The 16,137-nt window shown below is 42.9% G+C and carries 4 protein-coding genes; all 4 read right to left on the bottom strand.

Features of this window, described 5'->3' with window-relative positions; all coding sequences use genetic code 11:
* Position 1 precedes the first annotated feature (1 nt).
* The 4 genes from HC733_RS10215 to HC733_RS10200 all read right to left on the bottom strand — a co-directional run bounded on the left by HC733_RS10215 (position 2) and on the right by HC733_RS10200 (position 15,952).
* Complete coding sequence (locus HC733_RS10215) at positions 2 to 9,967, bottom strand: non-ribosomal peptide synthetase/type I polyketide synthase (RefSeq protein WP_190364946.1); 9,966 nt, start codon at positions 9,965 to 9,967, stop codon at positions 2 to 4.
* A gap of 824 nt (positions 9,968 to 10,791) precedes the next feature.
* The gene (locus tag HC733_RS10210) at positions 10,792 to 11,574 is read right to left on the bottom strand and encodes a sporulation protein (RefSeq protein WP_190364945.1); all 783 of its coding nucleotides are present in this window, start codon (positions 11,572 to 11,574) and stop codon (positions 10,792 to 10,794) included.
* A 185-nt stretch (positions 11,575 to 11,759) separates the two neighbouring features.
* Entirely contained in the window at positions 11,760 to 13,253 is a 1,494-nt protein-coding gene (locus HC733_RS10205) for a metallophosphoesterase (protein ID WP_190364944.1), read from the bottom strand.
* 227 nt (positions 13,254 to 13,480) lie between these two features.
* Positions 13,481 to 15,952 (bottom strand): S9 family peptidase, encoded by a 2,472-nt coding sequence (locus HC733_RS10200; RefSeq protein ID WP_190364943.1) that lies wholly within the window; start codon positions 15,950 to 15,952, stop codon positions 13,481 to 13,483.
* Positions 15,953 to 16,137 lie beyond the last annotated feature (185 nt).

The following is a 16,137-nucleotide window of genomic DNA, read 5'->3' as shown; positions in this document are numbered from 1 at the left end:
GTTACAAGTCCATCTCCGTCATGGATTGATCGGCTAAGGCATCACCAATATCCCTGCCACTGATAATGTCACTCACCTGCTGAACTTTTGGCACAGCACCAGATGCTGCTCTGGCTTGCATAAGGTCATCAATACGCTGTGCAAGTTGGCATACACTTGGGTAGTCAAACACATCGGCAACGGTTACTCGAATATCAAAGCCTTTATTAATATTAGATACCAACTGCATCGCTAATACCGAGTTGCCGCCACCATCAAAAAAACTCTGAGTTGTGCAAAAAGGTGTAACTTTCAAAATATGCTCAAAGTATTGCAACAACTTTTCTTCACTCAACGTCTTAGGGGGATGAAGTTGCGCAGGCTCACCAGATTGCACTGCTAGCGATTTTGGCAGCGCTTTAACATCTAACTTACCATTGGCTGTTGTTGGCCACTCATTCAGCCAACAAAGCTGCTCTGGAAGCATGTAATTGGGTAGATATTTGGCAAGCGATTGACGCAGCTTAGGTAATGTCCAATTAGATGATAAGTTGTTTTTGTTCACCCCATAGGCACACAAGATACTGCCAGTTTGGGTGTCACTGATCACCAATACTTTTATATCGCTGGTGCCAAGTATTTGTGCAATATGATACTCAATCTCAGTCAGTTCAATACGATGACCATTGAGCTTAACTTGTTGGTCAAGGCGACCTTGTAGCTCAATATGTCCATTGGCGAGGCGTCGCGCTCGGTCTGCAGTTTTATAAACTCGTTGACTAAGCTGCTCATTAAACTGATGCGTTATAAACCGTTGCTCTGTCAAGTCATCGCGATTTAGGTACCCTTTGGCCAAACCGCCACCCGCAATCCAAAGTTCTCCCCATACCCCAATAGGTAAAGGCAGTGAGTTAGGCTCGACATGTTCGTCCATAACATACAGCCCCGTGCTCGCAATGCCAGCTCCAATGGTGATCTCGTTGGGGTTTTCTATTTGGCACACCGATGACCATATTGTCGTCTCCGTGGGGCCATACATATTCCAAAGCTCAGCGCCCGCATTAAGCATTTTTTCTGCGAGCACTTTATCTAGTGGTTCACCACCGCATAGCACTTTTAGACCTGCCACACAGCGACTATCGGTGTTTAATAGCAAGCGCCACAATGTTGGTGTAGCCTGCATATGTGTTACCGAATGAATGGCAAGCTGTTCAATGATAGCCTCGGGGTCACTACATATTTGCTCTGTGGCGATTATGGTTTGCGCCCCCACAGTGAGCGGTAAAAATAACTCAAGCATTGCAATATCGAACGCTATCGTGGTGATTGCAAGCATGGTGTCATCACTGCGCATTTCTGGTTTATCGCGCATCGCGCGCAACAAGTTGGCAAGCGCTCCGTGAGATATCTCAACACCTTTGGGCTTACCGGTAGAGCCTGAGGTATAAATAACGTAGGCTGTATGATCTGCGCTTACACGATTACTCAGAGCTTCGCTTGGTTGCATCTCTATATTTGGCGTTTCGTTATCCAAATTAATAACATCACAACTGACTGTTTCTATCAGCTCACTCACCTCCGTTGTGCTATCGCAAATGAGCAGCGAAACCTGCGCATCATCCAATATGTCTTTAATCCGCTCTTTCGGATAGGCTAAATCTAAAGGCAAGTACCCAGCGCCAATTCTAAGCACGGCTAACAGGCTAATCAGCAATTCGTTACGCCTTGGCAAAGCAACTGCCACCAACTGACCTTCAGCTAAGCCCTTGGCACACAAGTACTGCGCCATTTGATTAACACGCTTATCTAAATCAAAGTAACTAAGCTGGGTTTCTGCGCATCTTATTGCTGGTTTTTGCGCAAAATTTTGCACCGTATCAGCAAAATCATCTAAAAATGTCTGTTGCTGTATTGGCGCTTGAGCGTTTTGGTACTGAGATAACAATACGTCTTGATAAGCTTGGTTATCGAGTAATGAACTCGCTTTACCTGCAAGAACATCTGAATCTTTGAGCTGAGCAAATAGCCCTACTAGCTGGTGTAAATTGTTCTCAACCCAGTCTTTATCAAACTTGTCTTTATTATATTCAAGCTGTAACGACCATTGCTGCGCAACGCAAGTAATATTACAAGATAACTCGAACTGGTTATATTTGGCTAAGGTTTCAATACTCTTGGCTTTTAGCCCATCAAACTCGGGCAAAACTTGTACCTTATCCATGTTAAACATCACGGTAGGTAAGCCCAAGTCTTGGTTAGCGAGCGCTGAATATGGGTAATATTGATGTTCGAAGGCATCCAGCAACTGCGTTTGTACAGCTTTAACTAAAGCGCCCACCGTAGTATGAGGCGCGCAATCAACAACGATTGGTAAGATATTGGTACAATAACCGATTAAACCGCTGTCTAGCTCGTCACTATCGTAATTATTCGCAAGTAGCTGCCTGCAAGAAACAGGAATAAGCACCGCAATAACGTTTTGCCGCGTTAATCTGTTTAACCACAAAACGTACATAGCCAGAAGCGTAGCAAACTGGCCAACGCCCATTGATTTAGCAAGGTTTGTAAGATTATCTATCGCCTGATGGGAAATAGCATATTTCACGCCTTCAACTTGGTAACTGCCTGTATTTGATGCATTGGTTTTAACTGGTAATGAGAGAGGCTCAATACCGCACAGCTGTGCCAACCAGTATTGCTCATCTTGAGCATAACGACTGGACTGGCAGTAATCATTAAGCGCTTCATTATAGTTTGTAAAATCAATGAATTGCTGCTTATTAACGCCCTCATTTTGGTTGTAACCCAAGGCGATGGCATTAATAAGCTGTGCGATTGCCATACCATCAAAAAGCAAGTGATGAGCAATCACACTCAAGTAGTGGCAATCAGGTTGCGATTGCATTAACACAAAACGGACCAGTGGCTGTGAGTCAAAATCAAATGTCTGGTATCTTAATTCACAGAGCTTGGCACTTATATCGTCATTACTTAAACACGTCTCAAGGCGAACAAGCGGTGTATTACTTGCTATTTGCTTGTGGCATAAATTGTCAATATCTGCGCCATAATTCAAAATAGGTAAGGCATCGTGCAATCGTTCAACCACCGCAACTAAACGATTAACGTCTAATTGCCCTACAAGCTTAACTGTTCCTTGTAAATGATATGCTAAAGCGCCTTGTTCACTGCGCAGCGCTAACGCTAATAGCTGTTGCTGCGCTTGATTTAGTGGATAAGTACCGTCTGTGTTGTTTGCTGTGGTCGTGTCACTTGCACTGCCAAAATACCCCGCGGATTTTAAGGCCAGTACACTGTCTTTCACGGCTATAATTATCGCTTCAACATCTTGGTCGCTGTGCGCATCACTTAAAAAGCAGTTACGTCCTTCCCAAATAAACACGCCGCGATTGAGCATTTCATAAAAGAACACATCCAAGTTTTGATTAAATCTGAAACGAAATAGTGACGTAAAAGACTCTATGCTGATGGGCACTTCGTGCTCTACAAAAAACTCATTCAAGGTCGTTTTTAAATACGTGGTTTTATCCGCAATTTTTGCTTGGCACTGCGCACCGCGTTTTTTGATTTCGCTCAGTACTGCTTTTGCACTGGCCATCGCTAAGGGGTGTTTACAGAAAGTACCGGCAAAAAAGGTGGTGTCTACTTTGGGATAAGAGCCATCTCCATATTGCCAATCACCACCATCAATGGCATCTAAATATTTAGCACTGCCTGCAACTACTCCAATTGGTAGCCCGCCGCCAACGATTTTGCCATAGGTCGCCATATCCGCTTCAATACCAAGCAGTGCTTGCACGCCTCCTGGGTGCGCTCTAAAGCCAGTGATCATCTCGTCAAATATTAACGCTATACCAAGCTCTTTTGTCAGCGCTCTAAGTGCATGTAAAAAGCCCCATGGCTGAAGCTCTGGATGACGACTTTGCACAGGCTCTACCAATACAGCTGCGATTGCATGTGCATTTTGGCGGATCACCTCAAGCGCTTCGTCCGAGCCATAATCTAAGACAATATTGTCGGCAATGGCGCCTTGGCGTACGCCTGAGCACATTGGTTCAACATGGTTGCCATCTGGCGTAGGATGAGCGAGTGTGCCGTCATAGTGGCCATGATAGGCACCATTAAATTGCACAATTTTATCTTTCTTATTCACTGTGCGCGCTAGGCGTACAGCGGTCATTACAGCTTCGGTGCCTGAGTTACAAAATGTTGCTCGCTCTAGACCTGTCAATTCACTGATCAGCTCTGCCACTTCACAGGCAAGGGGACTAGCTAGCCCCAATTGCAGCCCAGAATCGATTTGTTCATACAGTGCTTGGGTAATAAACTCACTCTTATGACCAAATAAGTTAACCCCAAAGTCCATGGTTATATCAATATATTCATTTCCATCAATATCCCAAATTCTTGAGCCTTGGCAACGTTTTGCAAATACCGGATAGAGCATTTCTTTGCTGGAGAGTCTAAAGCCCGCAGATGCTCGGCAATCTGCCAAATGCGCCCGATGCGCACTCACTAAATTTTTTGAGCTTTGTGTTTTATCACAATAGCGACTGGCTAAATTTGCTTGGTGCTGTTTTATTTGCTCATTGTCATTTTGCACCATCACCTGTTTTGCTTGAAATCCGGGTAACACACTGCTCTTTTGAGTGACATTTTGAGTAACGCTCGTTGTAGTCGCACTTAGCGCATAACGCTCTACAGGTTTAACAGTGTGCGCAAAGTTCACACTTGCGCCTTGCAACATTTGTAGCTGCTTTGTCGCAACCGCTTCAATACTCAGTCTTGCCTGTTCATTGTTTACACTTGCCGCCGCTTGAAGTTGCTCACGGCAAATCGCAGCGATTGTTTGCTCCCCCAATGAGAGCTCACTAGCTAACACTCTGTCTTGCTGCGATTCTTGCTCTGAATGCTGTGGTAGTTCAAGCTGACTTGTTTGGTTTAAATAGTCGCTATTGCGCGCTATATAATCGACCAACTGCTCTACAGTGCTAAGCTCTTCATAAAATTGCCTCACACTGAACTCTAATTTGAATTCTTTCTCGTAAGTTCTAACCGCCTGCATGATCATCAGCGAGTCAACGCCCATTTCTAGGAGCGGCTGATGCGTATCAATGTTATTAGCGGGGATCGACAACTGCTTAGATAACGTAAGTAATACAAACTGACGAATAGCTTCTGAACGATCTTGAGCAGCAACAGGCTGAGAAGTGATAGATAAAGGCGCGCTTATTTCATTGCTGCCTATCCAATATCGCTCTTTGGCAAAAGGATAAGCAGGTAGTGGCTGGCGAATAAACCCTGTTTGCGGGTAGATAGCTTGCCAGTTGAGCGACACCCCTAGTTCAAATAACTTGGCAATTGCACCAAGCAAGCGCGACTTGTCATTACCCTTGGCGTTAAGGACACCAATAAATTCGCAGTTATCTTTTGGACGATTCTCTTGTACTAAAGTGCTCAATACTGGTTTTGGTCCAACTTCCACAATGCAATAGTAATCGAACTGTTGCAGCGCATTTAATGCATCGGCAAATTTAACAGGTTGGATTATTTGCTCAACCCAATAACTGTGCTGGCACAATGCCTGTTGTTCTAGTTTGCCGGTTACTGAGGAGACAAACTCACAGTTAGGTAACGACAATGGAACGCTTTGTACCACTTTTTCAAAATCATTGAGGATCGGCTGCATAAGCGGTGAGTGAAATGCTCTCGCCGTATTTAGCGCTTTGAATTTAATCGCCCGATTGCTCAATTGTTCACAAATCGCATCAATCGCGTGCTGGCTTCCTGAGAACACCACACCGCTTAGGCCATGGAATGCCGATATTGCAGCCTCACTTTTGTAAGGTTGAAGCAACGCTTTGGCCAATTGTTCGTCGCATCGTGCCGATACCATAGCACCACATGATTCAAGGCCATCCATTAATATTGCACGTGCCGATATCAGTTTAATTGCATCAGCAAGACTGAAGACCCCAGCAATACATGCTGCGGCATACTCTCCTACACTGTGACCAATGACCATATCGGGTTTCACACCCAAGCTAATTAGTAATTTTGCCAATGCATATTCAATGGCAAAGATCACTACTTGAGTCCATTTGGTTTGATTAATTAACTGCGCACTTTCTTCGCTGTATAACGCCTCAATTAAGCGCTGTTCAAAAACCCCCTGTAATAAGACGTCACACTCATCTATTGCACTTTTGAACACACTTTGGCTTTCGTATAAATCTTTACCCATGTACGCGTACTGAGCACCTTGCCCGGTAAACAAAAATACCGTTTTAGGTGAGATTTGATGCTCCTCAACCTGCTCACTATAGTGCAATAAGCTTTCAACCAACTGCGCTCTGGTATCCGCGCATACCGCTGTTTTTATGGCCTTTTTCAAAGGGGTGCTATGGGCAGTAGTCAGTATGAGTGCATCAAATTGCGCCGCATCAAGGCTTTCAAGCCGTTTACCATAGCGCTTAGCTAAGGCTATCAGCGATTCGCTCGTTTTAGCATTTAACGGCAAAATGTAAGACAAACTATGCGCTTCTAAATCAATAGAGTCGCTACCCCGAGAAGGCGCGCTTTGGCAAATAACATGAGCATTGGTGCCACCAAAGCCAAATGAACTAACCCCTGCCAGAAGCTTATTTTGGCCATGATGAGGCCAATCAGTGGTTTTAGTTTTAACCGTAATTGCGATTTTATGCCAAGGAATATGCGAGTTCAGCTCGTCGCAATAAAGCTGGCCCGGGATCTGTTGATGTTCAAAACATAGCAAGGTTTTAATTAGCCCTGCTATACCGGCCCCAGACTCAAGATGTCCAATATTGGCTTTTGCCGAGCCTACGATCAACGGCTCAACACTCTCTTGCTTTTCTCGATACACTTTGTTTAAAGCAGATACCTCAATTGGGTCGCCAAGCTCTGTGCCTGTACCATGAGCCTCCACATACTGAATGTCTTTCGCCGATAACTGCGCATCGGCAAGCGCCGCCTTGATCACATTTTGCTGCGCAATACCGTTTGGCGCAGTTAAGCCATTGCTGCGTCCATCTTGGTTAAGCGCACAGCCTTTTAACACGCCATAGATTGGGTCTTTGTCTGCCAGTGCTTGAGCAAAGGGTTTGAGCAATATGCAACCCACTCCCTCGCTGCGCACATAGCCATTGGCACCGTTAGAAAATGTTTTACATAACCCATCCGGTGACAACATTTGCGCACTATGGCAAGCGTTAGATACCTCATCACTTAAAATTAGGTTAACCCCTGCAACCATTGCCATTGGCAACTTACCATTGCGCATAGCTTGCATCGCATGGTGTAATGCCACTAAAGATGATGAACAAGCGGTATCAATTGCTAAACTTGGCCCCGTAAAATTGAAGGTGTAAGAAAGCCGATTTGCCGCAATACTTAACGCAGTACCAGTACCTAGGTAAGGGTTTTCAGCTTGTACTTGGTTAGAAACACCAAAGTAATCATTCTGAGAAATGCCAACATATACGCCGACTTCTTCACCATTAAGCGCAGCAGGCGAAAGCCCAGCCGATTCAATTGCATGATAGGCCGTTTCAAGTAGTAATCTGTGCTGTGGGTCAATGTGTTTGGCTTCAGTTGGCGATAAAAAAAACATCGTTGGATCAAAACAATCTATGTCTTCGAGATAGCCGCCTAACCTTTGCATGTCGAACTGAGGACATAATTGTTTGCGTGATGGGTTTGCTTTTGCAATCGCACTTTGCATGTGTGAGAGCAACTGCCAATATTCCTCTAAGCCATTTGCTTGAGGATATCGACACGCCATACCAATCACCGCAATGTCATTGTTGTGCGCCTGCTCAGCCGATTTAGACTGGCTACTGTTGGCAGCTTTGTCTTCAACTGTGATATCTTGGCTTGAACCTGAAAAAGCTCCCCGCACTTGCTCAAACTCACACAAATAAGTCGCTAGCTGAGCAATCGTTGGATACTCGAATAGCACCGTTGGCTCAAGTTCAATGTCATGTAACTCCATCAATTCGCCAGACACGCGTACGGCCTTCATCGAATCGATGCCAAGTGACTGAAATGTAGCATCAACATCCAGTGACTCAGCGGGTCTATCAACCTCTTGAGCAATCACATCTTTCAATGCGCGCTGTACCCACTCTTGTAAATCAAGCAGTTGATTAGAAACTGTTTTTGGCTTGTTGCTATTTTCTTTTTGAGCCACTTTTGTTCGCGCGATGGTATCGAAGCAATTTTGTAAATAGTGACGTTTATTTTCTTGGCGCTGAATTTTGCCACTGGATGTTTTTAAAATACGGCCAGGTTTTATTAGTACCAGCTCGTAGGGGTTAATATCATGATTTTCAATGATAGCCGCCGTCATTGCAGCAAATACCGCGTCGGTATCCAGCTTTCTAATTGCGGTGCGCTTGACTTGCTGCACAACCACCAATCCTTCTTCACCTTTATCTGTTGTAACAGAAAATGCGGCTCCGCCGTTGTTGTCCAAAGCATCGTGAGAGAGGCTTACGCTGAGCTCTATATCTTGGGGATAGTGGTTTTTCCCTCTGAATATTAATACGTCTTTACAACGCCCAGTAACGTAAAGATCGCCTTTATATAAAAATCCAAGATCGCCAGTACGTAGGTATGGGTGTTTCTCATCAGCATCTATGAAGCCATTAAAAACTTCTAAGGTTTGTTCAGCTCGTTGCCAATAACCTTTTGCAACACTCGTGCCTCTGATCCATATTTCCCCTACATAGCCATCTTGCAATCGTTGTTTGCTTTGCGCATCAACAATTGCTATTTCATGGTTATGCCAAGTAGTACCACACGAAATTGCATAATAGATAGCCGATGCGTTATCACAGCTTAAATCACAAAATGGCTCATCAGGGCGATTTTCGACGAGCACTCGCGCTTTGCCTTGCTGTAATTGCTGGGCATCAAGTTGTAATACTTTTGCACCATCAGTTAATTTACTACCAGTAACAAACAGCGTTGTTTCTGCCATGCCGTAGCATGGCGATATTGCGGCCCGTTTTAGACCACAGGTTTTAAATTTTTTATAAAAACGCTCAAGCGTACTTGCTCTAACTGGCTCTGCACCATTTAACGCTCTGCGCCAATGTGACAAATCAAGCGTTGCTAACTGTTCATCTTTTATCGTGTCAACACACAAATCATAAGCAAAGTTAGGCGCACTAGAGGTTACACCTTTGGTGTCGCTTAGCAGCTTTAGCCAACGAAATGGTTTTTGCAAAAAGTATGTCGGGTTCATCAAGGCAGCGCTTGCGCCGATAAAAATCGGATGCAAAATACCAAAAATGAGCCCCATATCATGAAAATGAGGTAGCCAGCTGACAATCGACGTATTCTCATCGTGGCCAAACGCCTCTTTCATCATCTGTTCGTTATCAATAATGTTACCGTGATCGACCATCACCCCCTTTGGAGTACCGGTCGAACCTGATGTATATTGCAAAAACGCTAAATCGTGTGGCTCAATACTTATATCTTGCCAAGACAAAGGCTCGTGCGACTGTGATAACTGTTCATCTGTGGTGTACAAAGGCACAGACTGTAAACTCTTTTCTGCTTCGAACAAAGGAGCTGCAATTTCAGATATTTTGACTGTGGTCAAAGCTCCCGTCGCACCAGCATCTTCTATAATGTTGCGCAATCGGTCTATATTTTGGTTTTTTTTCGGTGGGTAAGCAGGAACAGCTATTACACCGGCGTACAGACAGGCAAAGAAAGCTTCGACAAATTCAAATCCAGATTGATATAGCAACAGCGCTCTGTCACCTTTTTTGAAATGAACTTTAAGCCCTGATGCAATTAACCTAGCTCTACTATCTAGCTGAGCATACGTAAGTGTTTTACAAGGTTTGTCATCATCGAAGAAATATTGATATGCGACATCATTGCCACGAGTCTTAGCCAGTGCGACTAAGGACGCTACTATATTTGTATTCATTCCGTGCCCATCAACGATCAGTACAGCGCGCTGCAAGTTGCTGCAAAATACGCCGTACATTTACGGTCTATAACTGATAAAAATCAATTAATGTGTTTAGTACAACAAATGAAATTATGCAAAACTTCACGTTTGTACTTCCTTGGGTAATCAGTACACTAAAGCACTAATTAACTGCTCCCAGCTTTAATAACTAACCTACAGTCAATTAGTTACATTTATTAAGAGTCAAGTAGAAATCACATATCTCGTTTAAACGACAGCAGAACTACAAATAATTCCTTAGAACTTAACGGTTTTTTGGTGTATCTCAGCAATAGCTTTTTATGCTTAATTGTAATCACAAAAACAAAAACAAAAACAAAAACAAAACAACATATTAACAATGAATTTAATTTTAATCTCATTGCTGTACATAGTTTATGTAACTTATGTCGTTATTTGCATTACAAGCCACTCAGATATTGCTAATAAATATTCAAAGTATCGGTAAATCAGCTTTTCATGCTCAAATAACTATTAAGCCGCTATTTTCTAAAAAGCTTAGCCTAACTATTTTATTTTGCTAATTTATTTTTTGCAGGTTATTTTTTGTACGAAAATCTTTTGGGAGGGAGTTTTTAACAGCGTTCGCCCTTTGAACTCGTTACTCGTTTGAAGTCATTAAGGGTTATTTTGCATATATGAAAATAGGTAAATAGTGTAGATAACGGCTTTATAAGTGCCAGATATCAGACCTATTTTCGTATGACATCGCCATAAACAAAAAAGGGTCTGACAGCTTTCTTTGCTAGCAAAAAATGAATTAGATAGGTGATGTGAGCTTAAGAGTTCGCTTCTAATATGTCGTAAATTAGTTCTTCTAATTCTTCAAAGTTATCCGCTGTAACAACTAAGCGCACTTTTGATTCATCTAAATCAAATGCCTCTTTGAAAAATCCTGAAAATCCCCGGGCTTTCCTATCAATCTCAAAAACCACATCTAACTGATAACCACGATTTAAAAATACCACCTCTACTTCGTCAAACTTACCATGAAAGTCGCCTGATATGGTTTTAAATTCAAGCTCTTGAACAAATGGAAGCCTTGAGAATGACACCGAATCAATGCCCTCACAATCGGCGTCATATAGCTCAAAACCAAGATCTTCTAAGGCATCAATTACCGCTTGCTGGAATTCATTTGGCACAACATAAACATAATCTTTGTCTGTTTTATCAATTGCCATATCAATATCTAAATTTGTTTCCAACCAAGTTTTTGAGTGACCTACAGTGATTGGTGTTTCTTCATCTAGCTCAAATGAAAATGGGAAATGCTTTTCTTCACCTGGTTCAATTGTAAACTTTTCTTTTATTTGAAAACGTGACAGCGTATGCTCTCGCACTTCTGTGATATCTTCACCTTCATCGTCTTCATACTCAACGGTGTAGTTACACATAACGTCAAGATCGATTTTATTGATCTCTTGAGCTACTTTGCCACCAATCACCTTTATCACGCCGGTTAATTCCTCCCCAGATGATACTTCATTGTGATCTAAAACGGCATCTACCTTTGCAGCACCAATCCCTACACTACCAAGTACTTTTTTGAAAAACGACATACTTATCCTTATATTTATTCAAAATGATCGATTTGGACGTTTCAATTACATTAACTTATTGTCTTACATGAAAAATCACTATGCAACAGAGCAAGCCATGTAATTTTTGGCAAAGCTAAGGCTATCAACTAGGGGTATAAATAAATTTATTTATACCCCTTTTTTGAAGTCGATTTATAGATTCATTAGTCTAATTTCTCGCAAATTGCTTTACCGTTGGTCGCATGGTTTGGATCGCACACTAAGAATGCTTTTGCATTCTCGCCAATCATTTCACCTTGCCATTGCAACGCGTTATCCTTGAGTTGAATTTTCAAATATCCAAATTTGCCCTGAGTATTTACAATGCTTTGTACACCATCCAGCGTTACCGATACACTTTGGTTGTCAGTCGTGTTACTTAGGCTCACACCGCTATTTCCAACAACAATTTGTGCCGGTCGACCCGAGTCGCTATTGGGCGTAACAGACTGATACAGGTGCATATGCCCTGACAACGACAACGCGACTTTATCTGACAAGGCTTTTTGTTTAGTTTTTGACAATGCTACTTGTAATTGGGTATTAATTGTATCAAGCGGCGACACGCCATTTACTCCCCAGATTGGTCGATGTGTCATAACCCAAGTGGGATTGTTTGAGCGCTCAGCAAAGGTATTGAGCTTTTCAAATTGCTGAGTATATTGCGCTGTTAGCTGGTTAGTTGAAAGTTCGTCACACGCATTAGCTGAATCGAACACCCACACGTTTAAATTGCGCAGTGGCAAACCATACGGCTCAATCATTGCTATATGCTCAACTGCTGTCGCTGGTGGATTGGTATAGCTACCTTGCGAAGGGCAAGATTGCTGCTTTATTGACCGCTGAAATTGAGCCCCAGGCCCAAATAAGTAAAACCACCCTATTCCAGCTCTTGAGCAAAGTTCATGATTACCACGGGCGAACACCCAAGGGGCACTGCCCATTAACGCTTGCGTGCTTTGAAAAAAATCAGCATTCCAATTTGCCCAACTATCAGGTCGCGGACTTCCTTGGGAGTTTTGACTGTAGTAGGTTTCATCTAGGCCACAGCTTTTACCACCATAGCCGCCGTCTCCCGCATCATAAGCGTATGTGTTACCACTGATACTACCCGATGTCCCTCGGTAATTGTAATCGCCCATATGTAGCAGCAAGTCTGGCGGGCTGTTTGCTGCAATACTCGCTAGAGTTTTAAAGGGCTCAGCCGCGCTGGTGTTACACACTTTGCTTTTACAGCCAGTATCACCAAATATTTGAATGTTTTTAGGTTCCAGTGAAGATTTCGCTAGCTTGAGATTACTGTATGCCACTTGGTAACTTACATTTGGCTCTAGCACCGCCTCACAGACCGTCACCGGGAATAAACTTGGATCTGGCCTTTGCTGCCTCTGTTTACTCTTTATTGTGTTTCCACTCTCGCTGACAATAGTTGGACAACCACTTGAGTCTTTTAGTACACCATCGACGATTACTCTGCCATATATCAGCACAGAGCCATCGCTTGCTGGCGCAAGCATTGAGTAAGCAGCAAGTAGCTTATTATTGCTGATAGGTCTATTTGTATCATCGTGTTGGACACCACCGTGTTGGACACCATCGTGTTGGACACAACTCGATAGTAAAAGTATCCCTGCAATTGGAAAATAGAGTATGCGCATTATATTTATTCCTTTATGTTGATCCGATATTTTACGACCCGTATTAATACTTGATTATTTTTTTGCAATTAGTCCGACACGATAACGGTGCTATCAATGAGGTGTCCTTGCCTCCAAATAGATCATTGAATAACGCGGGTGGGTATTATTGTAATAGAAAGCACAAGGTTCACACGTTGATGTCAAAAAAAACGCCAGCTTTTAATCGCTGGCGCTGCTAATCAATATTAAAGGTTTTCTTTAAACAACTTATAAATGCGGCGATATTCGTCTAACCAACTAGAGGGCTGTCTGAAGCCATGTGGCTCAACGGGATAAATTGCCGTTTCAAAACCTGTTTTTTCAAGTTCAATTAAACGCTGTACAAGGCGCACAACATCTTGAAAGAAAACATTGTCATCAAGCATAGGCGCATTGATCAATAGCTCGTTTTTCAGCCCTTGTGCAAAGTAGATTGGCGAGCTGCGCTCATAAGCGATCGGATCAATGTCTGGGTGATTCAAGATATTTGAAGTATAACCGTGATTGTAATACGCCCAGTCAGTTACAGGCCTAATTGCCGCGCCCGCTTTAAATACATCTGGCTGTGTAAATAGCGCCATAAAGGTCATAAAGCCGCCGTATGACCCGCCATAAGTGCCAACCGCTTCTCTATCTACATTGGTGTTATCTACCATCCAATTTACACCGTCAACTAGGTCTTCAATTTCAGGCTTGCCCATATGACGGTATATTGCGGTGCGCCAATCTCTGCCGTACCCTTTTGATGCTCGGTAATCCATATCCATCACTACATAGCCTTCGCTAGCTAACAGTGAATGGAACATAAATTCTCTAAAGTAGTAAGACCACCCCATATGCGCATCTTGCGTATATCCAGCTCCATGGTTGAAGATAATCGCTTTACGCTTTTTACCGGTTTCCCCTTCAACATAATCTGCTGGGTAATAAACTTTAGAGTAAATCGGTGCTTCGCCATGGCTTGATGGCACTGCAACAATCTTAGGCGCAATCAACTTTTTGTTGGCAAATGCCTCTGAAACAGTGTGAGTAACACGTTTAGCTACTGCGTTAGGCTGTACATCTGTTATGTACAATTCTTCAGGCATCATGATGGTTGAATGCGTTAATAACAACTTGCTCTCATCAGGGCTTAAACTGTAATCCGTCATGCCGTTTAAGTCGGTAAGTTGCTCACGTTCACCAGTGCGCGTATTAACACGATATATTTCATATATGCCAGGGTGTTTTACATTCGCTTTAAAATAAATATGTGCGTCATTTTTAGCTAGCGTTAAATCAGAAACAACAAATTTTCCTTTGGTTAGCTGCGTTGCTTTACCATTGATAGGTTTGGTGTAAACATGACTGTAACCACTTTGCTCCGATAGGTAGTAAAGTGTATTTGAGTTATTAAACCAGCCAAAGTCATTGTGTGCATAGTTTACCCAAGCGTCATCGTGCAAACGATGTTGTGAAACAAGTTGTTGCTTGTCAAAATTAACCGTTGCTATCCATCTGTCTTTGTTATCCCACGCCTCCAACATCAGTGCCACTTCATTACCTGCACTATTCCACTGCACGGGGTCAAGACCCCAAGGTGGCATGATATTTATATCACGTGGTGCTTTTTTAGATTGATAAGTTTTACCTTCACGCTCAGCGTTTTCTTTTTTCACTGCCGCTAAAACATCTTCGTCAAAGCCTGGTAACGTGTCATATGACAGCTCAGTTTGCTGCTTAGAGGGGATGTCGATGAAAATAACAGTAGAAGAATGGCTCTTTGCATCTGCTACTTTACGTCTAGCAGGAACAGACTCTATATGACCGTCTTGGCTTACATAGTTTGGCATTATATCGCCATCATCACGCCACGAGCGTGGGTCACTGATAACGGCAATAAGTTTATCGCCCGCTGGAGATAAACTTGCTTCGATGAGCTGCTTACCTTTACCTAAATAAAAGTGATTATCTGCAATGGTGGCATTTTTTTCTTTTAATGCTTCTTCACGCGCTTGTTTGTCAGCTTTATTTTTGTGTTGTAACGCAACAAATTCAATAAGTTTATGCTGCTCCTTTGCGATGTACGTACTTGGCTCTTGTAGACCTTTAGGAGCATCACTTAAGTGCAATTTTACAATCTCATGCGTTCGCCCAGATGCTAAATCAACTCGATAAAATGTATTATCTATACGATATGCAAGTTCGCCCGAGTTTAAAAACTGTAAATCATGCTCTTTCTCAGAGCTATGTGTTATTTGCTTAAGAACGCCTGACGACATCTCTTTAACAAACACATTACCTTCAAAGGTATAAGCTTGATAGCGACCGTCACGTGAGTAGATAGCGTCTTGAGCGCCCACGGTGTGAAGTTGGTCAAGCATCACCTTTTGCGGTGATGATGAAGTGCTGACCATAAACGTGTCTCGCAACTCATTGCCAACTTGTTTTTGACTAAAAATAGCTGTGTTACTATCTGCAGCCCAAAATGCACTCTCTGGCTTGCGACTGATCCAATCTGGATGTGCCATCGCTTGCTCTAACGTGATGTTTTCACCACCAAAATCTACAGGGGTTGACACCATAGATGGTATTGGTTGTACAGCTGCTTCACTTTGTTGTGTTTGACTTGTTGTTTGACAACCCGTGAGCATCAGGCTGGATGCAACGGCAATTGAGAGAAGAGATTGTTTGATCATAGCGCTTCTTTTAAGTTGTTATGTTTTTGCCATTAAATCAAATGTGGTGAGCAAATTCGATAAATTTAAGACTAACTACCAAGTTTTAAGACAAAAAAAAGGCCAGTAAATGTTACTGGCCAAATACTCTCTGCGCTCACATAGTCGCTGATGGACAACGATTATGAAGTGAGGCCTATCCACGC

It is taken from the genome of Pseudoalteromonas sp. S16_S37, assembly GCF_014694405.1.
In the GTDB taxonomy this organism is placed as follows: domain Bacteria; phylum Pseudomonadota; class Gammaproteobacteria; order Enterobacterales; family Alteromonadaceae; genus Pseudoalteromonas.
This window is presented reverse-complemented; position numbering and strand designations above follow the sequence as displayed.